This window comes from Cellulomonas sp. HZM (assembly GCF_000708885.1).
Taxonomy (GTDB): domain Bacteria; phylum Actinomycetota; class Actinomycetes; order Actinomycetales; family Cellulomonadaceae; genus Cellulomonas.
Genome location: NZ_JEOE01000022.1, coordinates 22,053 through 43,406 on the forward strand (window position 1 = coordinate 22,053; position 21,354 = coordinate 43,406).

A 21,354-nucleotide genomic window follows, 5' to 3' on the forward strand; every position below is an offset into this window, starting at 1 on the left:
CGTGCCGCAGGTCAGGCTGGGCCTGAGCGGCAGCGCATCCTCGCGCGCCCGCCCGCGTGACTCCCGGAGGCCCCGCATGAGCTCGCACCACGCACGCGTCCCCGTCCCGGCCGCCGCCGCCCCGGACCGGGCCGCGGCACCGGACACGGTCCGGCGCGCCCCCGCCGCCGGGCTCGCACCTGCCCCGGTGAGCGGGCTCACCGGGGGCCTGACGGTCGGGCACGCGGCGGACCCCGCGGAGCATGCGGCCGACGCGCTCGCCGACGTCGCGCTCGACCGGCTGCGGCGCAGCGAGGGCGACGAGGACGCAGCAGCTCCCGGCGCGGGCCCCGACACCGACGCGCACCGGCACGACCCCGGGTGCGGCCACCTGCGGCGCTCGCCCGCCGCCGCCCCGGAAGCGGCCCCGGGCTCGCTCGTCGGGCTCGAGGGCGGTGACCTCGACGCCACGACGACCGCACGCATCGAGGCGCGCCGCGGCTCCGGCGCGCCGCTGCCCGGAGCGGTGCGACGCCGCATGGAGACCGCGTTCGGCACGGGCCTGGGCCACGTGCGCGTGCACGACGGGCCCGAGGCGGCGGGGCTGTCCGCGGCCGTCTCCGCCGAGGCGTTCACGACAGGCTCGGACATCTTCTTCGGCGCCGGTCGGTTCGCACCCGACTCGCCCGGCGGCGAGCGTGTGCTCGCGCACGAGATCGCGCACGTCGTGCAGGAGGGCCCCGCGATCCGCCGCTGGCCGTGGAGCAAGAAGCTCACGCCGGACGAGCAGGCCGCCAAGGACCGCAAGAAGAAGGAGCAGGACGACAAGGCGCGCGCGGTCAAGCAGAGCAAGAAGACCGAGAAGACCGAGAAGGCCGAGCTCGCCAGCTCCCGCGAGACGGGCGTGCAGGGCCGCGAGCAGATGAAGGACGACCTGTACGCGGAGGGCAGGACCGAGGCGGGCGAGCTCACGCACTCGCGCGACGACGGCGACTTCTCGAAGATGACGTCCGGCGCGGGCGCCGACATGACCAACATGTACCTGCTGCTCGACAAGGCCCGCGCGCGCGAGGTCGAGGTCTTCGCCGAGATGCAGGACAAGAAGCTCGGCGGATCCGACGCGCAGCGGGCCAAGCTCGCCTACAAGCAGGTGTACTTCGTGGAGTTCCCGCAGCTCACGCACGTGCGCCCGGCGCGGGAGACCGACGCGGAGGTGCTCGTCGCGCAGGTCCGCCAGGTGCGCGGCGAGGCCCAGGCGGGCGCGACCGCGGCCGAGCAGGACGCGGCCGTCGTCAAGGAGCGCATGCTGCCCAAGAAGGTCGAGAAGCTGTACGACCGCATGGTCGTCGTCCGTGACGAGCTCATGGACGCCGACGAGGACGCGAGCGAGTTCCTGGCGATGGAGGAGGCTCGCGAGAAGGTGCTCGCGACCGTGCCGGCGAAGGAGCTCGGCGACCTCCCGCCCAAGGACGGCCCGCTCGACCAGGCGGCGTGGGCCGCCGCGGTCACGCGTGGCGAGGCACGCAAGCGGCAGAGCGACCGCGACGCGGCGAACGCGCAGGCGAACCTCGCGCTCCTCGACCCGACGCAGCGCATCGGGCCGCAGCAGCAGTCCGACCCCGTCGGCAAGAGCGCCGGTGAGGCGATGGAGAAGGTCGGCACGTACGGCGGCTACGGCCTCACCGCGATCGACAAGGTCGGCGGCGGCATCGCCAAGAAGGTCGGCGGGAAGAAGGACAAGGAGCTGCAGAAGAACCTCCCGAAGGAGAAGGACGACGGCCCGAGCTCGCCGGTGCCCTCCGCGGTCGACCGGCTCGGCGTCGGCGAGGCGTACGTGGCGGGCGCGAAGGCCGACCAGCAGCTCAAGAAGAACCAGCGCTCGGAGCCCGACAAGAAGGACCTGCCGACGTCGGACGCGACGAAGGCCGCGGAGGGCATCGGCAACGTCGTCTCGATCCTGCGGTCGCTCGTCTCGGCCGTGCAGTCGGCGATCGGCATGGCGCAGCAGATCGAGGCGTCGTGGAAGACCAACGACCCGTACGAGGGGCTCAAGGCCGCCAAGTCGGGCGCGTCGTCGCTCAGCAGCCTCGTCGACGGTGCGAAGCAGGCCGCGAACCTCGCCAAGACGATCGACTCGGGGGTCGCGTCCGGCGTGAAGTCGGTCATCCCCGGGCTCGACATCGCGAGCTCGGCGATCGCGATGGTCAGCGGCATCACCGACGTCGCGACGAGCGCGATGCGTCAGCACGAGACGGACGACGCGATGTTCGAGGCCCGTGCGGGCTCGACCGACAAGGTCAACGTGATGGTGTACCCGCTCATGCAGGTCTCCCAGACGTACACCAAGCAGCTCGAGAAGAACTCGTGGTCGCTCGGGTCGTCGGTGCTCGACTTCAGCCTCTCGATCGCCCAGGTCGCGAGCGCGGGCGGCTTCGGCATCCCCGCCGCGATCAAGGCGTCGGCGGCCGTCGTCGACAAGCTGCACTCGCTCGGGCACTACATCGCGGACAAGGTGCTCGCGACGCAGGCGAAGCGGGCCGAGAAGGAGTCGGCCGTCCAGCACCTCGAGGGCGCCGCGGAGAACGAGCTCAAGAAGCACCCGAAGATGGCGGTCGACGGCATCGTGCTGCGCGCCGCCAAGGGCGACAAGGTCGCGCTCGGCTTCCTGGCGAACTACCGGATCGACGGCAAGCCGATCACGCAGGACTTCGTCGCGCAGATCAAGCCCAAGCCGGTCGGGCCGGGGGGCGGCGACGGGCAGATGACGTCCGACGACGGCCTCCTGCTGCGCATTCGCGAGGTGGTCCTGGCCGGGATGGACGTGTCCGCGGACCCGCAGGGCGTGTTCGACGACCTGCAGTCCCAGCTCGACGAGGTCACCGGCAAGGGCAAGGGCCTCAAGGACGCGTGGGCGGAGTCGGGCGCGCTGCGCGACAAGCGCAACGAGCTCGGCTCGTCGGGCGGCCTCGGCGCGAACACCAAGGGCGACCGCGGCATCTTCTGGCAGCTGCGCATGACCTTGTCCGGGGACAAGCGGCAGAAGCTCAAGAACCGCACGCAGGCGTACACCGAGGGCGTCGAGGCGCTCCCGCAGGGTGTCGCGTGCGCGGTCGGCTCGCACGAGCTGAAGCTCGACGCGAGCCCGGTCGAGATGAAGGACTTCGTCACCGCGCTCACCGAGCAGGAGATCGAGGCCGAGCTGGGGCGCACGCCGCGGCGCAACGGCCCCGAGTGGATCGCGTTCCTGCGTGACGCGCTCAAGGAGAAGAAGGCCGCCGCCAAGGCGTCCGCGCCCACGGGCCGTGCACGCAGCAACGCGGTCACGACGAGGCCCGGCTCGTGAGCGGGCTCCCGGACGAGGTCACCCCCGACGACCTGTTCCTCGCCGACGTCGCCGCGGCGCTCGCGGCCGGTGGCCGGGACGTGCAGGTCGACCCCGACGCGTGCACGGTCGACGTCTCGTCGGTCGTCGGCGTGGGTCGCGTGCTCGCCGTCGTGCGGACCGCCGCTCGCTCCGTGACGCTCTACGCGCTGCACGCCGCGACGGTGCCGGCGGCCCGGCGGGCAGCGGCGGGCGAGCTCGTCGTGCGCGCGACGGGCGACCTGTTCGTCGCCGCGCTCGAGCTCGACCCGGCCTCGGGCGCCGTCTCGGCACGGCACGCGCTCGCGCTCGGCCCGCTCGACGTGCCCGACGAGGCACTCGCGGCGCTGCTCGCGACCGCGCTCGACGAGGTCGAGTCCGCGCTGGTGCGCTACGCGCCCGCGATCGACGCGGTCGCCGACGGTGCCGACGCGGCGACCGCGGCCCGCGCGGTGCTGCACGCGGACCTCGACGACCTCACGGCCGCGGTCGACGACCTGCGCGCCCGGGTCGGCGAGGCGTAGCGCTCAGCCCTCGAGCGTGGTCGTCGACCCCGGGTTGAGGATCTGCACCACGCCGCCGTAGGCGCACTGGCACGTCGCGCCGAACGTCAGCGCGGGCCGCCCCTCGATCGTCGTCTGCGTCGCACCGTTGACCCACGGGGTCGTCGCGGGAAGGCAGGGCATCGGGACCAGCACGCCGAGCGCGGCGGCCGTCGCCGCGGCGACCTGCGGGTTGGCGAGCGACATGCACATGCCGAACGAGGGGATGTTGAGCATCGGCGCCGCGTCGGTCACGGTCGCCGCAGGCTTGCCCTCGATGAGCACGGTCGCGGGGATGACGACGAGCGACGCGGGCGCGGCCCCGAACGAGCAGGTCATCATCGCGGTGGCGGTCGCGGCCGGCTTGCCCATCGCCGCTACCAGCCCGTTCCCTTGACCGACCGGGTGAGCTGCGAGCCCGTCGTCGTGACGAAGCACAGCGTCGTGCGGTCCGCGTTCTGCTCCCACCCGCGCGCCGACGGCACGAGGTAGGTGAAGTACAGCTTCGAGTCGCGGTAGTCGACTCCCACGTAGTCCTGGAACTCCTCCGCGCACGCGCCGTCCGAGAACGACTTGAGCGCCTCGTCGCCCGGGAACGAGTCCGGCGTCGCACCCGTGCCCGGGTCGGTGTACGTGACGCGCGCGTACGCCTCCTGCTCGTGCGGGTCGGTGCACGGGACCGAGGGCAGGGACGTGAGCTCGACCGTGATGTCGCCCGGGACGCGGAAGCACTGGCCCGCGGTGACGTCGAACACCGACACCCCGTGCGAGTCGTCGCCGTGGTCGAACAGCGAGCACCCCGCGACGGCGACCGCGGTACCGAGCGCGAGCACGGCGACGCGTGCGGCGAGACGCACCGGTCCACCGGCCACCGGGCGACCTCCCGCCGTCGTGCTGCGCCGCGCGGGTCCGCACGGCCCGGCAAGGCTACCCACCGGCGCGGGGTGCCCCCATCCGTAGTCGTTGCTCAATTGCGGTCGGCGCGGTCCGTGCCCGGGGCGCCGCGTGGGTGCCTGCGTGCGAGGATCGACGCATGACGATCCGGGACGAGGTCAGCGCCGCGCAGGAGACGAACGCGCAGGAGACCACCGCGCAGGAGACCACCGCGCAGGACGAGCCCCGCAACGCCGGCGGCACGCGGCTGTGGGTCGAGCGCACGGGCGAGCGCCGCTACGTCGGCCGCAGCTCGCGCGGCGCCGTCGTCGAGATCGGCGACATCCGCTACGAGGAGGCGTTCACGCCGGGCGAGCTCATGAAGATCGCGCTCGCGGCGTGCAGCGGCCTCTCGTCGGACGCCGCGATCTCGCGCCGCCTGGGCGACGACGTCGACGTCACCATCGAGGTCGAGGGCCCGTCCGACGAGGCCGAGGACCGCTACCCGGCGCTCACCGAACGGCTCGTCGTCGACCTGTCGAGCCTGGACCCGGCGCAGCGCGAACGCCTGCTGACGGTCGTGCACCGCGCGATCGACCAGCACTGCACGGTCGGCCGCACGCTCAAGGCCGGCGCGACGGTCGACCTCGCCGTCGTCGGGGAGCGCTGATGCCCCGCATCGTCGAGGAGGCGCTGCGCAAGGCGGTGTCCATCCCGTCGACGACGATCCACGCGCACGTCGAGAGCCTGCGCCGGCGCAACCCGGAGGCGACGCCCGAACAGCTGGTGCACATGCTCGAGAAGGAGTACCTGCGCGTCGTCGCAGGCGCGGGCGGTGCCGTCGGCGCCGCCGCGGCGGCCCCCGCGGTGGGGACCACCGCCGCGCTCGCGCTCACCGCGAGCGACGTCGCGACGTTCTTCGGGGCGTCCGCCGCGTTCGTGCTGGGCGTGGCGTCCGTGCACGGGATCGACGTCGAGGACTCCGAGCGGCGCCAGGCGCTGCTGCTCACGTCGCTGCTGGGCGAGTCCGGGGCCAAGGCGGTCCAGGACGTCACCGGTTTCGGGACGGCCGGCGCCGCGCGCCTGCTGCTGACCCGCATGCCGATCGCGACGGTCAAGAAGGTCAACACCACGCTCACGCGTCGCATGGTCCGCAAGCAGGTGGCCCGTCAGGGCGGCCTCTTCTTCGGGCGGCTGCTGCCCTACGGGGTGGGCGCCGTCGTCGGCTTCACGGGTGGCCGTGCGCTCGGCCGGACCGTCGTGCAGGGCGCCCGCACGGCGTTCGGACCGGCGCCGGCGACCTTCGGCAAGGTCATCGAGCTCGACCCGGCCCCTCGCCGCCGCCTGACCGTCGGCCGCCGCAGCCTCCCCCGCTGACGGCGCCCGCCCTGCCACCGACCCCGCCACCGCTCACCACGCCCCGTCTCACCGCGAGCTCGCGGTGGACGTCACCAGCGGTCGGCGACGTGCTCCGCGATCCGGTCGGCATAGACCGCCTCGAGGGCGGACAGCGTCGGCTCGTCGAGCGGCGCGAGGTCCGCGGCCGCCGCGTTGGCGCGCGCCTGCTCGGGGTTGCGGGCCCCCGGGATGACGACCGACACGCCAGGCTGGTCGACGATCCAGCGCAGGGCCAGCTGCGCGGTCGTCGCACCGTCCGGGGTCAGCGCCGCGACCTCGCGCGCCGCGGCGACCCCCACCTCGAACGGCACGCCGGCGAACGTCTCGCCGACGTCGAACGCCTCGCCGTGCCGGTTGTACGAGCGGTGGTCGGAGGCGTCGAACGTCGTGTGCTCGTCGTACTTGCCGGACAGCAGGCCCGATGCCAGCGGCACGCGCGCGATGATGCCGACGCCCGCAGCCGCGGCGGCCGGGAGCACGCGCTCGAGCGGCTTGCGGCGGAACACGTTGAGGATGATCTGCACGGTCGCCACGTGCGGGTGGGCGATGGCCGTGAGCGCCTCGTCGACCGTCTCGACCGACACCCCGTACGCGGCGACGCGCCCCTCGGCGACGAGCGTGTCGAGGTCGTCCCACGTCTGCTCGCGCGCGTACACCGGCGTCGGCGGGCAGTGCAGCTGGACGAGGTCGAGGGTGTCGACCCCGAGGTTGGACCGCGAGCGGTCGGTCCACGCGCGGTACACGTCGAGCGTGTAGGCCTCGGGCACCTGCGGGTCGGCGCGGCGACCCATCTTCGTCGCGACCGTGATGCCGTCCCGGCCGGCGGCGAACTGGCCGACGAGCTTCTCCGAGCGCCCGTCGCCGTACACGTCGGCGGTGTCGAAGAACGTCGCCCCCGCGTCGGCGGCCGCCTCGAGCACCGCGAGCGCGGTGTCCGGCTCGACCGTCCCCCAGTCGCCGCCGAGCTGCCAGCAGCCCAGCCCCACGACCCCGACCTGCCGTCCGGTCCGTCCCAGCGCGCGCGTCTCCATCTGCCTGACGCTACCGTCGCAGGGTGCCGTCGGCCGACCCGGGCCGCCTGCCGCCGCGGCCGTGCAACCGGGCGCCGTCCGACCCCAGGGAGGTGCCGTGCCCCGCGCGACGCGCACGTTCCCGCTCGACGCCGACGCGACGTGGGACCTCCTCACGGACGCCCGCAACCACGCGCGCTGGATCCCGCTCACGCGCGTCGACGCGGGTCCGGCGGTCGTCGGCGCACGTGTGGTGGCGGTCTCGGGGCCGTCCGCCCGACGAGGCGGGGGCGGGTTCGTCGACCGCATGGAGGTCACGCGGGCCGACCCGCCGTCGGCGCGCCCGCGCGTCGCGGTGTTCGTCAAGCACGGGCCGGTGCTGCTGGGCGAGGCGCGGATCGCGGTGCTGCCGGCGGGGCCGACGAGCGCACACGTGCGCTGGTCCGAGGACGTGCACCTCGCACGCGTGCCGCGCGCGGTCGGGCGCGTGCTGCTCGCGCCGTTCGTCGGGCTCATGCTGCGGTGGGCGCTGCTGCGCGCCGCACGCGAGACCGGTGACGCAACAGATCGCCACGCTTGACGCGGCGAGCGCAACGAATCGCGGCCCACAGCGCAACGCGACCTGTCGAGACCCACGCGGCGACGCTCGTACGCTCGAGGTGGACCTGTGCCCGCCCGCGGACCCCGCCCGCGGACGTGCGCACCATCGTCGGCACCGAGGAGCCCCATGACCACCACCGCCCCCGGCCGCACGGCCCGCCGCTACCTCATGTGCGAGCCCGTGCACTACACGGTGTCCTACGAGATCAACCCCTGGATGGACCGCACGCGGTTCACGGACTCCGACCTGGCCGTGCGGCAGTGGCGCACGCTGCGCGACACGTACCTCGAGCTCGGGCACGAGGTCGACACGATCGAGCCGATCCCGGGCCTGCCGGACATGGTCTACGCCGCGAACGGCGCGACCGTCGTCGACGGCGTCGTCTACTCGGCACGATTCCGGTACGCCGAGCGCCAGCCCGAGGGCCCCGCCTACCAGAAGTGGTTCGCCGACCACGGGTTCGTGACGCACACCGCGAACCAGACCAACGAGGGCGAGGGCGACCTGCTCGTCGTCGGCGACGTGGTGCTCGCCGGGACCGGGTTCCGCACCGAGCGCGCGGCGCACGCCGAGGCGCAGGAGCTGTTCGGGCGACCGGTCGTGTCGCTCGAGCTCGTCGACCCGCACTACTACCACCTCGACACGGCGCTCGCCGTGCTGTCGTCGGCGGCCGACGACCCGCAGATCGCCTACTACCCGCCGGCCTTCTCCGCGGGCTCGCGCGGCGTGCTCGAGACGATGTTCCCCGACGCGGTGGTCGCGACCGAGCGGGACGCCGTCGCGCTCGGGCTCAACGCGGTGTCGGACGGCGCGAACGTCGTCGTCGCCCCGGGTGCGGTGGACCTCGCCGCGGCGATCCGCGAGCGCGGCTACACGCCGATCCCGGTGGACACGAGCGAGCTGCTCAAGGGCGGCGGCGGCGCGAAGTGCTGCACGCTCGAGATCCGAGGCTGACGTGACCGCCGTCGCGGCGCCGGTCTCGGCCCTCGCGCACAACTACCACCCGCTGCCGGTGACGCTCGCGTCGGGCTCGGGGTCGTGGGTGACGGACGTCGACGGACGTCGCTACCTCGACCTGCTGGCCGGGTACTCGGCGCTCAACTTCGGGCACCGCCACCCCGCGCTGGTCGCGGCGGCGCACGCCCAGCTCGACCGGCTCACGCTCACGTCACGCGCGTTCGACCACGACCTGCTCGAACCGTTCGCGACCGCGCTCGCGGGGCTCGTCGGCCCGCTGCTCGTCGGCACGCCGATGGTGCTGCCGATGAACACGGGTGCCGAGGCGGTCGAGACCGCGATCAAGGCGGCACGCAAGTGGGGGTACGAGGTCAAGGGCGTGCCCGCGGGCCGCGCGACGATCGTCGTGGCAGACGGCAACTTCCACGGCCGCACGACGACCATCGTGTCGTTCTCGTCGGACCCCGAAGCGCGCGACGGATTCGGCCCCTACACGCCCGGCTTCGTGTCGGTTCCGTACGGTGACGCCGCGGCGCTGGCGGCCGTGATCGACGAGACGACCGTCGCCGTCCTGCTCGAGCCCGTGCAGGGCGAGCAGGGAGTCGTCGTCCCGCCGCCCGGGTACCTCCCCGCCGTGCGCGCGCTGTGCGACGACGCGGGCGTGCTGCTCGTGGCCGACGAGATCCAGTCTGGGCTCGGTCGCACCGGGACGACCCTCGCGTGCGAGACGTGGGGCGTGCGGCCCGACCTCGTGACGCTCGGCAAGGCCCTCGGCGGCGGGATCGTGCCCGTCTCCGCGGTCGTCGGGCGCGACGACGTGCTCGGCGTGCTGACCGCGGGCACCCACGGGTCCACGTTCGGGGGCAACCCCCTCGCGTGCGCGGTCGGGATCGCGGTCGTCGAGCTGCTCTCGACCGGCCAGGTGCAGGCCGCGGCGCGCGTGCGCGGCGAGCAGCTGGGCGCCCGGCTCGCACCGCTCGTGGCCGACGGCCTGCTGGGCGACGTGCGTCGGATCGGCCTGTGGGCGGGTCTCGACCTGCCGGCCTCTGCCGCGTCGGCCGCGGGCCCCTCGTCGGCCCCGGGCTCCTCGTCGGCCCGGCCTGCCACCGGGCGCGAGCTCTGCGAGCGGCTCCTGGCGCGCGGCGTCCTGGCCAAGGACACGCACGGGTCGACGATCCGGCTGGCCCCTCCCCTGACGATCACCGAGCCGGAGCTGGACCAGGCCCTCGACGCGCTGACCGCCGCCCTGGCCTGACCCCACCCGCGAGATCGGTCAGCTGAAGCGGACCGCGCCGAACAGCCAGCCGTCGTTCGTCGCGCCGCCGACCGACATGTGCGTCACGTCCTTGCGGAGCATCTGGGCGCGGTGCGGCGCCGAGTTGGCCCACGCGTCGACCATCGTGGCCGCGCTCGAGTTGCTCACGCACGCGACGATGTTGTCGTTGCCCGAGTGCCAGATGCCGCCAGTCGTCGCCATGCGCTCCGAGTGCAGCACCAGGCCCGACGAGCGCGAGATCGACAGCTTCTTGCGGCCGTGCGCGGCCCGCCACGAGTTGATCGCCTTCGCGATGGCCTGCACCGACGACTCATGAGCCCCCGCGCCACCCGTCCCACGGCACACCAGACCGCCCGAGGGCACCTTGGACGGCGCACCGAACGGTCGCGACGAGGACACCTTCTTCACCGACGAGCTCTTGGCGGCCGACGACTTCTTCGCGGCGCTCGACTTCTTGATCGACGACTTGGCGGCGGCCTTCTTCGCCGCGGCCTTCTTGGCGGCAGCCTTCTTCGCGGCAGCCTTCTTCGCGGCGGCCTTCTTCGCGGCGGCCTTCTTCGCCGCAGCCTTCTTCGCCGCAGCCTTCTTCGCGGCGGCCTTCTTCGCGGCAGCCTTCTTCTCGGCAGCGACCTTCGCCGCGGCCGCGGCGCGCGCCTGCTCGGCACGGGCCTGCGCAGCGGCGAGCGCCGACGCCGCCGTGCTCGCGGACCCCGCCGGGGCGACGGCCGTCGTGGACGCGCTCGTCGGGACGCCTGAGGACGCGGCACCCGCAGCCGACGAGTCCGCCCCTGCCGTGACGGCCACCGCCACCGCGATCGCGGCGATCACCGACCCGACGGCTGCTGCTCCCCGACGCCCCTGTGCCCGCACGGCCGCTCCCTGCTCTCGACGACGACCCGGCACCGAGCCCGGTCCTGACGACGCGCACCCGTCGTGCACGTGCAAGCGTCATCGGCACGAGTTCTGCAGCACTTGAGCGTCAACGGCCCCAAATGCGACGACCGGGACGAGTCGTGCGCAGCGGCACGCAGCACGACCCGCCGGACGACCAGCCGGACGACCAGCACGGCAAGATGGGCCCGTGGCCCACCTCGACGACCTCGACCTCGCGATCCTGCGCGTGCTCGCGAACGACGCGCGCGCGACGTTCGCGCAGGTCGGGGACCAGGTCTCGCTCTCGGCACCCGCGGTCAAGCGGCGTGTGGACCGGCTGCGCGAGCGCGGCGTGATCCGCGGCTTCACGGTGCGGCTCGACCCCACGGCGCTCGGGTGGCACACCGAGGCGTTCGTCGAGATCTACTGCCAAGGGTCGACGAGCCCGGCGACGATGCGCGGCGCGGTCGAGCAGTACCCGGAGGTCGTCGCCGCGAGCACCGTGACGGGCGACGTGGACCTCGTGGTGCAGGTGCGTGCCCGGGACATGCGGCACCTCGAGCAGGTCGTCGAGCGGCTCGCCGCGGAGCCGTTCGTCAGCCGCACACGCTCGACGGTCGTCCTCTCGGCGCTGGTACGGCGCCCGGACGTCCCGCAGGGACCGTAGCGGTCAGACGCCGTCGCAGTTCTTCGTCACGACCATGACGGGGCACGCCGCGTGGTGCAGCACCGCCTGGCTCGTCGAGCCGAGCAGCAGTCCTGCGAACCCGCCGCGCCCGCGCGAGCCGAGCACCACGAGGTCCGTGGCGGTCGAGAACTCGGTGAGCAGCTCGGCCCCCGAGCCGTCGAGCGCGTGGCGCTTCACGACGAGGTCCGGGTGGTCGGTCAGGGCCTGGTCGACGACGACGTCGAGGCCCTCCTGCATGTCGCGCAGCACCTGCTCGTGGTCGACGGCCGCGGGGAGCCACGCAAGCACCCCGGCGCGGGTCCCGAGGGGCACGCCCGCGACGGCCGTGAGCTCGGCGTCCCACGCCTCGGCCTCGCCGATCGCGGCCCGCAGCGCGTGCTCGGCCTGCGGAGAGCCGTCGACGCCGACGACGATGCGCCGGGGCACCCGCACGGGCGGGATCTCGGCGTCGTCGGGCAGCGCGCGCCCCTCGCCGTCCCGCAGGGGCACGACGACCGTCGGGCAGTGCGCGTGCGCCGGCAGGGCCGACGACACCGTGCCGAGGAGCCGCTCAGCGAACCCCCCGCGCCCGCGCGTCCCGACCACCACGAGCCGGGCCTCGCGCGACAGCTCGACGAGCACACCCGCCGCGTCGCCCGTGTGCACCTTCGCGGTGACCGCGAGCCCGTGGTGCGCGACGCGGGCGACCGCCTCGTCCAGCACCGCCCGCGCACCCTCCTGGATCGCGGAGTCGTCGAGCGCCGCGTAGCCGCCGTCGAGCGACGCCGCGGTGAACGACGGCAGCGAGTACGCGCACACGAGGTGCAGCTGCCACCCACGCTGCGCCGCCGCGGCAGCCGCCCAGTCGAGCGCGTGCAGCGCGGGCGCCGATCCGTCGACCCCGACCAGGACCACGTCGTCGCGTGCCATCCGGACCCCTCCTCGCGTCGTCGTCCCAGTCTGCCCCGATCGCACCGGCAGCCCGAGAGCATGCCGCATCTTGACACGATCTTGACCGGATGCGGATCTCCTGCCCGCGCGAGGCGACGATCAGGCGGGCACGTACGCCGACCACGCGGGGTCGAGCCGCGAGCCGGCGGGTCCGAACGCGAACGACCACCGCGGCGCGCGCGGCGTGAAGCCCAGCTCCCACCCGATCTCGTGCAGCAGCCGGTCCGCCTTGCGGTGGTTGCAGCGCACGCAGGCAGCCACGACGTTGGTCCACTCGTGCCGACCGCCGCGCGAGCGCGGGTGCACGTGGTCCACGGTGTCCGCACCGGCGCCGCAGTACGCGCACCGGTGCTGGTCGCGCTGCAGCACGGTGCGCCTCGTCGGCGGGACCGGGCGACGCACGGGCACGTGCACGTACCGGGTGAGCGAGATGACGACGGGGACGGGCACCTCGTCGTGCTCCGAGTGCAGCGTGAGCCCCGACGACTCCAGCACGCGCGCCTTGCCGCTCATCATGAGCAGCACCGCGCGGTGCAGCGTCACGACGCACAGCGGCTCGAGGCTCGCGTTGAGCAGGAGCGTCCGGGCGGGGGCGACGGCCTCGGCCGCGGGCGCGTTCGCCGGCGCGCGCGGGACGGGGGCGGCGACCTCGGGCACGACCTTCAGCGCGGCACTCTTCGTCAGCACGGCGAACCTCCCGACCGGGTGGTCGGACCGGCTGGCTGCCGGCCCGGGCGGAGCGTTGGAGCAGCGTGGTGCGCGACCAGGGTAACCGGCGCGGGCGTCGGGCCGGTGACGGCGCGACATCGGGTCTCTCGCGTGCCCCCGGTCGAGAGGGGCGGGCCGGGGATGGCGGGGTCCGGGGACGCGACGAGGCCCCGGCGAACGTGTCGCCGGGGCCTCGTCGGATGCTCTGCTGGGGTCAGCCCACGCGGAGGAACACCGGCGAACGCTGCCAGATGCCGCGGAACTGGATGGTCTTGCCCGGACGCGGGGCGTCGATCTGCATGTTGCCGCCCGCGTAGATGGCGACGTGGCCCGGGGTCCAGATGATGTCGCCCGGCTTGGCCTCCGAGCGCGAGATCACGTGGCCCGCGGCGCGGATGCCGCCGGACGTGCGGGGCAGCGAGATGCCGAGCTGCTTGTAGACGTAGCCGACGAAGCCGGAGCAGTCGAAGCCGCCGGGGGCCGAGCCGCCCGAGACGTACGGGGTGCCGACGTAACGGGCAGCGATCTCGAGCACCGCGTTGCCGGAGACCGACTGCGGGATCGCGTGGCTGCTCGAGCCGTCGCTGGAGTCGTTCGCGTCGTCGTCGCCCGCGTCCGCGGCGGTGCGGACGGTGCTGCGCGAGACGGTCTGGGTGCGCTCGACCGTGACGGTCTTGACGACCTTCGGCTTGACGGTCTTCACGACCGGGGCGTCGAGCGTCCACTCGGCGTCGAGCGGCGCGGTGACGACCGGGCCGGAGGCCAGCACGGCCTTGGCGGAAGCGGTCAGGGCGTCGGTGTCGACGGCCGCGAGGGCGCCCGTGACGGTGTCGTCCGTCGGTGCGGCGGCCGACGCGGGCGAGGCGCCCAGCATCGAGACCACGAGGCCCGACGAGGCGGCGACGACGGCGGTACGTCGGCCGACGGTCCCGAGCTGGTCGGTCGCAGCCGACGCGAGCTCGGTCAGCGGCGTCGAGGGACGCCGTGCGGCGCGGTGGCGGGCGCCGGTGGTGGTGCTCACGGTCACGCGAGTGCCTCTCCGTTCGCCTACGAGGTGAGCTGTCGGGTTCGGGCGGAGACTGCCCGGCCTCGGCGCCCGGCCCGAGGGCCGTTCGTCGGGGCTTCACCCCAAGATCACCGCTTGCGGTGACCACAAGATTGGGTCCCCCGCCCCTGCCGGCGGTTCGTACGGACCTCGTAGCGGCGGCAGGGTTCGGCGTTCCGCGAGAGGGCTTCCGGGAGGAGGGGTTCCTAGAAGCAGGACCGAACGTACCTGACGCTCGCGGGGATGTCACGTTCCGGTCACGAGAAATCGGCCGGGATCTGAACAATCGACCGAGTGGAGCGACGTGGCCCACGTCACCGCAGGTCAGCGCCTCGACGACGACGAGAGAGGGCCGCCACCCGATCGGATGGCGACCCTCGTCGGCTCATATTCCGGACAACGCGGGAGGATCCCCCGCCCCGGTGTGACGCGCGCCACACCGGGGCGCGCGTCAGGTCAGGCCGTCGTGACGAAAACGTGCCGGGCGACGTCGTCGGGCAGGTCCAGCACGGTCTCGGCACCCGGCGTCCCGACCGTCACGACTCCCGCCCCCCGCTGCACGGCGATCTCGCGCCCGGGGACCACTCCGGCCTCCTCGAGACGGGACAGGAGCTCCACGTCCACCTGCAGCGGCTCCGCGATCCGGGCGACCACCGCGCGACCGTCCGCCGGCCCACCGGCCTCGATCACGGTGAGCAGCGACGCGACGCCGTCGAGGAAGCCGATCCGCGTCTGCTCCTCGCCGATCTCGCTCAGGCCCGGGATCGGGTTGCCGTACGGGTCGAAGTGCGGGTGGTCGAGGAGCGACGCGAGGCGCTTCTCGACGCGCTCGCTCATGACGTGCTCCCAGCGGCACGCCTCCTCGTGCACGTAGGGCCACTCGAGGCCGACGACGTCCGTGAGGAGCCGCTCCGCGAGCCGGTGCTTGCGCATCACGCGCACGGCCTTCGCGTGGCCCGCGGGCGTCAGCTCGAGGTGGCGGTCGCCGGTCACTACGACGAGCCCGTCGCGCTCCATGCGGGCGACCGTCTGCGACACGGTGGGACCCGAGTGGCCCAGTCGCTCGGCGATGCGGGCACGCAGCGGCGTGATGCCCTCCTCGGTGAGCTCGTAGACCGTCTTCAGGTACATCTCCGTCGTGTCGATCAGGTCGCTCATCGCTGGCCTCCGCTGTTCTGCCGTCGTGCCGCGCGCGAACGCTGCGCGGGCGCTGTGCCCAGGGTAGTTGGTCACGCCGACGCCAGGGGGCCGCCCGGGCCTATCCTCGGCCTCGTGCCCGACGCGACCGACGCCCCCGTGCCCCTGACGATCCCCGCGCACCTCCTGCCGCGCGACGGCCGGTTCGGCTCCGGCCCGTCCAAGGTGCGCCGCGAGCAGCTCGAGGCGCTCGCCGGCCCGGGCGCGGCGCTCATGGGCACGTCGCATCGGCAGGCACCCGTGCGCGCGCTCGTCGGCCGGGTCCGCGCGGGCCTCGCAGCGCTCCTCGACGCGCCCGACGGCTACGAGGTGGTGCTCGGCAACGGCGGCTCGACCGCGTTCTGGGACGTCGCCACGCTGTGCCTCGTCGAGCAGCGCTCGGCGCACGCGACGTTCGGGGAGTTCGGGGCGAAGTTCGCGGCCGCGACGCGCAGCGCGCCGTTCCTCGCCGACCCGGTCGTCACGTCGGTCACGCCCGGCCAGGTCGCGGTGCCTGCGTTCGACGATTCGGTGGACGCCTACGCGTGGCCGCACAACGAGACGTCCACGGGCGTCGTCGCCCCCGTGCGGCGCGTGGCCGGCTCGCGCGAGCAGGGCGCGCTCGTGCTCGTCGACGGCACGTCGGCCGCCGGCGGGCTCACGGTGGACGTGAGCCAGACCGACGTCTACTACCTCGCGCCGCAGAAGTCGTTCGCGTCCGACGGCGGGCTGTGGCTCGCGCTCGCGTCGCCCGCGGCGGTCGAGCGCGCCGCCCGCATCGAGTCGGGCGACCGCTGGGTGCCCGAGTTCCTGTCGTTCACGACGGCGGTGACGAGCTCGCGCCTCGACCAGACGCTCAACACGCCCGCGATCGCGACCCTGTTCCTGCTCGCCGAGCAGGTGGACTGGATGCTCGCACAGGGCGGTCTCGCGTGGGCCGCGCAGCGCACCGCGACGTCCGCGGGCCATCTGTACTCGTGGGCGGAGTCGCGCGACTGGGCGACCCCGTTCGTCACGGACCCCGCGGCACGCTCGTCGGTGGTCGGCACGATCGACCTCGCGCCGGAGATCGAGGCGCCGACGATCGCCAAGGCCCTGCGCGCGCACGGCGTGGTCGACGTCGAGCCCTACCGCAAGCTGGGCCGCAACCAGCTGCGCGTCGCGATGTACCCCGCGGTGGAGCCCGACGACGTGCTCGCGCTCACCGCGTGCATCGACCACCTCGTCGACCAGCTCGTCTGAGCCTCCGACGCCCGCGCGTCCCGCACCGCGCTCCCGTACGACGACGAGGTCCGTCCCCCGCGTAGGGGACGGACCTCGTCGTCGTCGGCGGACGGACCTGTCGGGCTGCGTCAGGTCCGCCGCGTGTCAGCTCGCGTCGTGCCGGCGCCGAGCCAGCACCAGGGCCACCGCACCCGCGACCACGAGCGCACCGGCACCCCACACGATCGGCATCGCGTTCGACCCGGTCGACGAGAGCACCTGCGGGGGGGTGTCACCCGGCGGGTTGGCGAGCACCTCGGTGTCGGGCGGGCTGGTGAGGCACTTCGGGCTCGACGGCGGGTACGCGACGGTCGTCGTCATGTGGGGGTTGACCTCGAAGAGCACCTTGACGCTCGGGCGGACCCAGTCGAACTCGTCGCCCTCGACCCACGTGCCGTCGACGAGCCGCCAGCCGGGCCAGTCGACGCCCACGCCGTTCTTCTCGACCGCTCCGGGCCACAGCACCGTGCCGGACAGCGGCAGGCCCTTCTGCACCACGTCGGCGCCGTCGGGGTTGATCCACGTGATCGTGACGGTCTTGTTGGGAGAGCCGATCGCCTCGACCGCGTACCGCAGCTTCGGCACGTCGTTGTCGCAGATCGGCTCGAGCACCTTGACCTTGAGCTCGCACGGCAGGTCGCCGCCGTACCCGCTCTCGTCGGCGAGGCAGCCGTACTGCGTGGCGGACGGGCTGGGGTCGGCGGCCGGGGCCGCGGCCCCCGCGAACGCGACGCCGGGACCCAGGACGGCGACGGCGACCGTCACGAGTGCGACGAGGCCGGCCTTGAGGATGCGTGGCATGACGGGGGTCCCCCCTGGGTGCGGTCGAATTGCGGTGGTTCGCCCCCATACTCACCCCCGCGGCGTCGCAACCATAGCGGCAGAACGGGTGATTTCGGACATCTTGTCCGTCCTGGACGGATGTTCACCCGCTGCAGGTGTGCTCGGCCACCCCGGGGGCCGTGAGCGTCGGCGTCGCCCAGACCGTCACGCGCCCGTTCCGCACGGGGACGGACGCGGAGACCGTCGTGGTCTCGCCGGCGCGCAGGAAGGCCGTCGTCGACACCGCGGACCGCTCGTCCTGCACGGCCTGGCCGCCCGCGACGAGGTCGCCGTCACGGGTGAGGGAGTCGAGCTCGGCGCCACGCGGGGCGTAGACCACGACGCGCGTCGCGAGCGTCCCTGGCGGGATCTCGCCGGGCCGCGTGCCGAGCACGTACGCGGGCAGGTCCGCGAGGTCCTTCGGCGGGTCGTAGGCGAGCGTCACGCGCACGGTCGCGGTGCGCGACGACGCCGTGCACTCGACACCCACGGTCGTGCGCAGGTAGTAGTCGAGCTTGCCCGTCGTGATGTCGTCGAGGAACACCCCGGTGGCGTCGGGGGCGGCGCCGGACAGGAACGCCCCGCCGACGAGCGTCCCGGCGAGCACGCGCTGCTCGTCGTCGTGCGCGGACCACACCCGCACCCGACCCTGCGAGCTCGCCTCGGTGACCGCGGCCACGAGGCCCTGCGAGGTCCCCTTGCCGGACGTGACGGCCCCGAAGATGCTGCCCGCGACCGACGAGAACACCGCGTCCGCCTGCGGGCCGTTCGCGGTCTCGCGGTAGGTGTCGCTCAGGAGCACGCGCAGGAACGTCGAGGGCTCGAGCGTGAGGCCGGTGCCGGTGCGGACCTTGCCCACCGCGCCCAGCACCTCCTTGACCGCGACGGGGTCGGTCGCGACGACGCCGTCCACGTGGCCGCCCACGTCCGCGGCCCAGCGCGCCGTGATGAGCGCCGCGGTGCGCGGGAAGTCGGGGGTCGCCGACGCGTTCTGGATCCACCTGCCGAGCTGGTCGCCGTACAGCTCGCGCTCCGCGGGCGTCAGGGGCAGGACCGGCTCGTCGAGCGCCCGGAGCTCGCTCGTCGTGCGCTCCTTGCCGAGGCTCAGGTGCCCGTCGTCGGCCGCGACCTGCAGGACGGTGCCGACGATGCCGCCCGCGCTGCGCAGCTCCGCGGAGTTGAGGGCGAGGAACAGGTACGAGCGCGGGCCGTCGGCGCCCAGCATCCCCGGGAGCAACGTCGCGACCTTGTCCGCGCCCGCGAGCTGCGCATCGACCTTCGCGAGCGCGGTGCGCACCTGCGTGACCGGGTCCGCCAGCGGGCCGACGAGCGCCTCGGTGTCGATCCCGGCGACGCGATCGCTCGCGGCCGACGTGGCGAGGGCCGCTGCGTGCAGGCGAGGCGCGGCCGCGGCGAGCGCGTCGACGTCGATGCTGCCGTCGGCGCGGCGCAGCGCCGAGCCGTCCGCGAGCCCGGCCACCGCGTCGACCGCCGGCAGCGCGTCGTGCGTGACGTCGTCGAGGGCCCAGGACACGGTGCCGACCGCGCGCAGCTGCGGCCCGATCCACGGTGCGTGCTCGTACAGCCGCCACACCGGGTCCGAGGTCGCGGACCTCGCGCGCCCGGTGGCGTCCTGCGCGGCGGGGACCGACGCCACGATGGTGTCGGTGTCGCGGTCGTCGATCGCGGTCTGCACGCGGTCGACGACCGAGCGCGCGTCGAGCAGCGCCCCCGCGGCCTGGACGGCTCGCACCGCGAGCCACCCGAGCGAGACCACCAGCAGGACGACGAGCAGCACGACGACGAGCGCCACCCGGCGCCCCCGCCTGCCGCGCCGGGCCGGTGCGTCGGCCGCGGGCGCGGTCTCGTCGACCTGGGTGCTCACCGCCCGATCGTCACATACCGGACACCGCGGACATGCGCGTGACCGGCGGTTTCACCCGCCCGGCTCAGGCTGCGGACTGCTCGTCGGCCGCGTCCTGCGCGCCCACGCGCGCGACCTCGGCCTCGCGCCGCGCCTCGAGCTGGTGCACGACGTCCAGGTGCGGCGAGCGCAGGTGGTAGCGCACCTCGACCCCCCAGGCCCGACGGGCCCACAGGGCCGCGCCGACGCTCACGAGGATCGCCGTGATCGAGCCGATGCCGATCGACCAGCGCGCACCGAGCTCCTGCCCGATCCAGCCGACGATGGGCGACCCCACGGGCGTCGCACCGAGGAACACGATCATGTACAGCGCCATGACGCGACCGCGCATCGCAGGGTCGGTGCTCATCTGGATGGTCGCGTTGGCGGCGGTCATCATCGTGAGCGACGCGAGCCCGACGGGGATCGACGCGATCGCGTACGACGTGAACGTGGGCATGAGGGCCATGACGCCGCTCGCGACCCCGAACCCGAATGCCGCACCGATGACGAGCCGCACGCGGGGCCGGTCGCGGCGCGCGGCGAGCAGCGCGCCGGTGAGCGAGCCGATCGCGAGCACCGAGCCGAGGATCCCGTACTCACCCGCACCCTTGCCGAACTCGGTGCGCGCCATCATCGCGCTCGTGAGCTGGAAGTTGAGGCCGAACGTCGACACGACGCCGACCACGACCATGATGACGACGATGTCGCTGCGTCCCCGCACGTAGGCCACGCCCTCGCGGATCTGCCCCCGCCCGCGCGGTGCGCTGGGCATGCGGCGCAGCTCCGAGGTGCGCATCTGCGTGAGGGCGAAGATGGTCGCGGCGAACGTCGCGGCGTTGATGACGAACACCCAGCCGGTGCCCACCGCAGCGATCGCCAGGCCGGCGATGCCGGGGCCGATGAGGCGCGCGGCGTTGAACGACGCGCTGTTGAGCCCCACCGCGTTGGACAGCTTGTTGGCGGGCACCAGCTCGGCCACGAACGTCTGCCGCACCGGGCCGTCGATCGCCGAGACGCAGCCGAGCAATGCCGCGAAAACGTAGACCTGCCACAGCTGTGCGTGGCCGCCGAGCACGAGTGCGCCGAGACCGGCCGCGAGCACGCCCTGGCCGATCTGCGTGGCCATGAGCAGCTTGCGCCGGTCGACCCGGTCGGCGAGCAGCCCGGCGTACGCCGAGAGCAGCAGCACGGGCGCGAACTGCAGCGCGGTGGTGATGCCGACCGCCACGCCGGACTCGTCGGACAGCTGCGTCAGCACCAACCAGTCCTGCGCCACGCGCTGCATCCACGTGCCGATGTTGGCGACGAGCGCGCCGGCGAACCAGAGCCGGTAGTTGCGGAACCTCAGGGAGTCGAACGTGCTCACGAGTCGGCGAGCCTCCGCAGGATCTCGGCGGCGGCGGCGAGTTGCGTGCGCTCGTCGGGCGTCAGCGTGGCGAGCCGGCCCGCGAGCCAGGTGTCGCGGCGGCGACGCGTCTCGGCGATCTCCGCCTTGCCCGCGCCGGTGAGACTCACGACGACCGCGCGCCCGTCGGTGGGGTGGGCGTCCTTGACGACGAGCCCCTCGTCGGCCAGGCAGTTGACCGTGCGGGTCATGGACGGCGGCTGGATGCGCTCGAGCTCGGCCAGCTGGCCGGGGGTCAGCGGGCCGCGCTTCTCGAGCCAGAGCAGGACCGAGAACTGGGTGTCGGTGAGGCCGGCGTCGCCGCGCTCGGCGCGGATCCGGCGCGATGCGCGGCCGACGGCGATGCGCAGCTCGGACGCGAGCGTGGGTGCGGCGGTGGGCATGATGATTACCCTAACTCATTACCTTAAGTAATCACACCCGCCGACGACGAAGGCCGTCCCGCCTCCCGTGAGCCTCTCCGCGACCCGTCGTGCGACCAAGGTCCGTGGGCCGCGACCGCCGGCTCGACGGCGGCGGCCGACCGGGTCACGACGGCCGC

At 73.9% G+C, this 21,354-nt stretch carries 21 protein-coding genes and 1 riboswitch; of the genes, 9 read left to right on the forward strand and 12 right to left on the reverse strand.

Annotation, left to right across the window (positions count from 1 at the left end; translation table 11 throughout):
- Window positions 1-76 precede the first annotated feature (76 nt).
- Together AW16_RS17775 and AW16_RS0112010 are read left to right on the forward strand one after the other, a co-directional pair.
- Complete coding sequence (locus AW16_RS17775) at window positions 77-3,322, forward strand: DUF4157 domain-containing protein (RefSeq protein ID WP_051681903.1); 3,246 nt, start codon at window positions 77-79, stop codon at window positions 3,320-3,322.
- Window positions 3,319-3,864: a hypothetical protein gene (locus tag AW16_RS0112010; RefSeq protein WP_029290686.1), complete on the forward strand. Its 546-nt coding sequence runs from the start codon at window positions 3,319-3,321 to the stop codon at window positions 3,862-3,864. The genes AW16_RS17775 and AW16_RS0112010 overlap by 4 nt, the downstream gene beginning before the upstream one ends.
- A 3-nt stretch (window positions 3,865-3,867) precedes the next feature.
- Here the strand turns inward: AW16_RS0112010 and AW16_RS0112015 are convergent, their stop codons facing one another.
- Window positions 3,868-4,254, reverse strand: coding sequence for a DUF4280 domain-containing protein (locus AW16_RS0112015; RefSeq protein ID WP_029290688.1), 387 nt, complete (start codon window positions 4,252-4,254; stop codon window positions 3,868-3,870).
- A gap of 5 nt (window positions 4,255-4,259) precedes the next feature.
- On the reverse strand, window positions 4,260-4,754 hold the full coding sequence (locus tag AW16_RS0112020; RefSeq protein ID WP_029290689.1) for a septum formation family protein: 495 nt from the start codon (window positions 4,752-4,754) through the stop codon (window positions 4,260-4,262).
- A 161-nt stretch (window positions 4,755-4,915) separates the two neighbouring features.
- On the opposite strand from AW16_RS0112020, the gene AW16_RS0112025 reads away from it, so the two are divergent.
- Both AW16_RS0112025 and AW16_RS0112030 read left to right on the forward strand, forming a co-directional pair.
- Window positions 4,916-5,425: an OsmC family protein gene (locus AW16_RS0112025; RefSeq protein WP_081861634.1), complete on the forward strand. Its 510-nt coding sequence runs from the start codon at window positions 4,916-4,918 to the stop codon at window positions 5,423-5,425.
- Window positions 5,425-6,132, forward strand: a complete 708-nt coding sequence (locus AW16_RS0112030) for a hypothetical protein (protein WP_034648985.1) — start codon at window positions 5,425-5,427, stop codon at window positions 6,130-6,132. Before AW16_RS0112025 ends, AW16_RS0112030 begins: the two co-directional genes overlap by 1 nt.
- Window positions 6,133-6,203: 71 nt before the next feature.
- On the opposite strand, the gene AW16_RS0112035 is transcribed toward AW16_RS0112030, so the two are convergent.
- On the reverse strand, window positions 6,204-7,184 hold the full coding sequence (locus tag AW16_RS0112035; RefSeq protein WP_029290695.1) for an aldo/keto reductase: 981 nt from the start codon (window positions 7,182-7,184) through the stop codon (window positions 6,204-6,206).
- Between the two features lie 97 nt (window positions 7,185-7,281).
- On the opposite strand from AW16_RS0112035, the gene AW16_RS17780 reads away from it, so the two are divergent.
- The 3 genes from AW16_RS17780 to rocD all read left to right on the forward strand — a co-directional run bounded on the left by AW16_RS17780 (window position 7,282) and on the right by rocD (window position 9,976).
- Window positions 7,282-7,743, forward strand: coding sequence for an SRPBCC family protein (locus AW16_RS17780; RefSeq protein WP_051681904.1), 462 nt, complete (start codon window positions 7,282-7,284; stop codon window positions 7,741-7,743).
- A 147-nt stretch (window positions 7,744-7,890) separates the two neighbouring features.
- On the forward strand, window positions 7,891-8,718 hold the full coding sequence (gene ddaH, locus AW16_RS0112045; RefSeq protein WP_029290698.1) for a dimethylargininase: 828 nt from the start codon (window positions 7,891-7,893) through the stop codon (window positions 8,716-8,718).
- A 1-nt stretch (window position 8,719) separates the two neighbouring features.
- Entirely contained in the window at window positions 8,720-9,976 is a 1,257-nt protein-coding gene (gene rocD / locus AW16_RS0112050) for an ornithine--oxo-acid transaminase (RefSeq protein ID WP_029290700.1), read from the forward strand.
- 18 nt (window positions 9,977-9,994) lie between these two features.
- On the opposite strand, the gene AW16_RS18645 is transcribed toward rocD, so the two are convergent.
- Window positions 9,995-10,867 (reverse strand): CAP domain-containing protein, encoded by an 873-nt coding sequence (locus tag AW16_RS18645; protein ID WP_197021616.1) that lies wholly within the window; start codon window positions 10,865-10,867, stop codon window positions 9,995-9,997.
- Window positions 10,868-11,078: 211 nt separating this feature from the next.
- Between AW16_RS18645 and AW16_RS0112060 the strand changes: the two genes are divergently transcribed.
- Window positions 11,079-11,537, forward strand: a complete 459-nt coding sequence (locus AW16_RS0112060) for an Lrp/AsnC family transcriptional regulator (protein ID WP_029290703.1) — start codon at window positions 11,079-11,081, stop codon at window positions 11,535-11,537.
- A gap of 3 nt (window positions 11,538-11,540) precedes the next feature.
- Here the strand turns inward: AW16_RS0112060 and AW16_RS0112065 are convergent, their stop codons facing one another.
- The 4 genes from AW16_RS0112065 to AW16_RS0112080 form a co-directional block, all read right to left on the reverse strand.
- Window positions 11,541-12,467 carry a universal stress protein gene (locus AW16_RS0112065; protein ID WP_029290705.1) on the reverse strand — a complete coding sequence of 309 codons (927 nt, stop codon included), beginning with the start codon at window positions 12,465-12,467 and terminating at the stop codon, window positions 11,541-11,543.
- A gap of 120 nt (window positions 12,468-12,587) precedes the next feature.
- Window positions 12,588-13,175, reverse strand: coding sequence for an HNH endonuclease (locus AW16_RS0112070; protein ID WP_369794790.1), 588 nt, complete (start codon window positions 13,173-13,175; stop codon window positions 12,588-12,590).
- A 235-nt stretch (window positions 13,176-13,410) separates the two neighbouring features.
- Window positions 13,411-14,223 (reverse strand): C40 family peptidase, encoded by an 813-nt coding sequence (locus AW16_RS0112075; RefSeq protein ID WP_029290708.1) that lies wholly within the window; start codon window positions 14,221-14,223, stop codon window positions 13,411-13,413.
- Window positions 14,224-14,226: 3 nt separating this feature from the next.
- Window positions 14,227-14,425, reverse strand: a riboswitch (cyclic di-AMP (ydaO/yuaA leader).
- Window positions 14,426-14,697: 272 nt separating this feature from the next.
- Window positions 14,698-15,399 carry a metal-dependent transcriptional regulator gene (locus AW16_RS0112080; RefSeq protein WP_029290710.1) on the reverse strand — a complete coding sequence of 234 codons (702 nt, stop codon included), beginning with the start codon at window positions 15,397-15,399 and terminating at the stop codon, window positions 14,698-14,700.
- 114 nt (window positions 15,400-15,513) lie between these two features.
- On the opposite strand from AW16_RS0112080, the gene serC reads away from it, so the two are divergent.
- The gene (gene serC / locus AW16_RS0112085) at window positions 15,514-16,659 is read left to right on the forward strand and encodes a phosphoserine transaminase (protein WP_029290712.1); all 1,146 of its coding nucleotides are present in this window, start codon (window positions 15,514-15,516) and stop codon (window positions 16,657-16,659) included.
- A 126-nt stretch (window positions 16,660-16,785) separates the two neighbouring features.
- On the opposite strand, the gene AW16_RS0112090 is transcribed toward serC, so the two are convergent.
- The 4 genes from AW16_RS0112090 to AW16_RS0112105 all read right to left on the reverse strand — a co-directional run bounded on the left by AW16_RS0112090 (window position 16,786) and on the right by AW16_RS0112105 (window position 21,196).
- Window positions 16,786-17,481, reverse strand: a complete 696-nt coding sequence (locus AW16_RS0112090) for an LPXTG cell wall anchor domain-containing protein (RefSeq protein ID WP_029290713.1) — start codon at window positions 17,479-17,481, stop codon at window positions 16,786-16,788.
- Between the two features lie 124 nt (window positions 17,482-17,605).
- Entirely contained in the window at window positions 17,606-19,387 is a 1,782-nt protein-coding gene (locus AW16_RS0112095; protein WP_029290715.1) for a DUF4012 domain-containing protein, read from the reverse strand.
- 64 nt (window positions 19,388-19,451) lie between these two features.
- Window positions 19,452-20,774, reverse strand: coding sequence for an MFS transporter (locus AW16_RS0112100; protein ID WP_029290717.1), 1,323 nt, complete (start codon window positions 20,772-20,774; stop codon window positions 19,452-19,454).
- Window positions 20,771-21,196, reverse strand: a complete 426-nt coding sequence (locus AW16_RS0112105) for a MarR family winged helix-turn-helix transcriptional regulator (protein ID WP_029290719.1) — start codon at window positions 21,194-21,196, stop codon at window positions 20,771-20,773. Before AW16_RS0112105 ends, AW16_RS0112100 begins: the two co-directional genes overlap by 4 nt.
- Between the last annotated feature and the right edge of the window lie 158 nt (window positions 21,197-21,354).